The sequence below is a fragment of the Micromonospora sp. DT228 genome, from assembly GCF_049841595.1.
GTDB lineage: Bacteria > Actinomycetota > Actinomycetes > Mycobacteriales > Micromonosporaceae > Micromonospora.
The window spans coordinates 1-744 of the sequence record NZ_JBNCKO010000056.1; the positions used below are offsets into that span (position 1 = coordinate 1).

A 744-nucleotide genomic window follows, 5' to 3' on the forward strand; every position below is an offset into this window, starting at 1 on the left:
CAGGCCCGGGTCATCGCCGACACCGTCGCCACCGTGCACACCGCCGCCGACGCGCAGGCAGCCGACAAGGCCGTCGGTGTGCTCACCGACTGGGCCGGCCAGTTCGACCCCACCCTCCTGCGCAAACTCGGCACCCGCATCCTCGACCACGTCGCCCCCGACATCGCCGACGCCGCCGCCCACGCCGCCCTGGAAGCCGAAGCCCGCCGCGCCACCCGCGACCGCCACCTCACCCTCTCCACACTCACCGACGGCCGCCTGCGACTCACCGGCATCCTCGACACCGAAACCGCCGGCCTACTCCGCGCCGCCATCGACCCGCTGACCGCCCCGTCCGGCCCCGACGACCAACGCACCCCCGGGCAGCGCCGTCATGACGCCCTCGCCGACCTCTGCCGACTCACCCTGCGCACCAGCGACCTACCCGAACACGGCGGCGACCCCGCACAACTCGTCATCACCACCACCTTCGACGCACTCGCCGGGCAACTCGGCGCAGGCACCCTCGACACCGGCTTCCACCTCACCCCCGGCACGGTGCGCCGACTCGCCTGCGACGCCACGATCCTGCCCGCCGTCCTCAACAGCACCAGCCAACCCCTCGACGTCGGCCGACAACGCCGCCTCATCACCGGCCCCCTCCGCCGCGCCCTCGTCCTACGCGACCGCGGCTGCGCCTTCCCCGGCTGCGACCGCCCACCACGCTGGTGCGACGCCCACCACATCCACCACTGGGCCGACGGC

At 74.1% G+C, this 744-nt stretch carries 1 protein-coding gene; it reads left to right on the forward strand.

Annotated elements, in window-relative coordinates; all coding sequences use genetic code 11:
* Positions 1 to 744: DUF222 domain-containing protein (locus ACLQ29_RS35380; protein WP_425775702.1), on the forward strand; the 744-nt coding region annotated here is incomplete at both ends.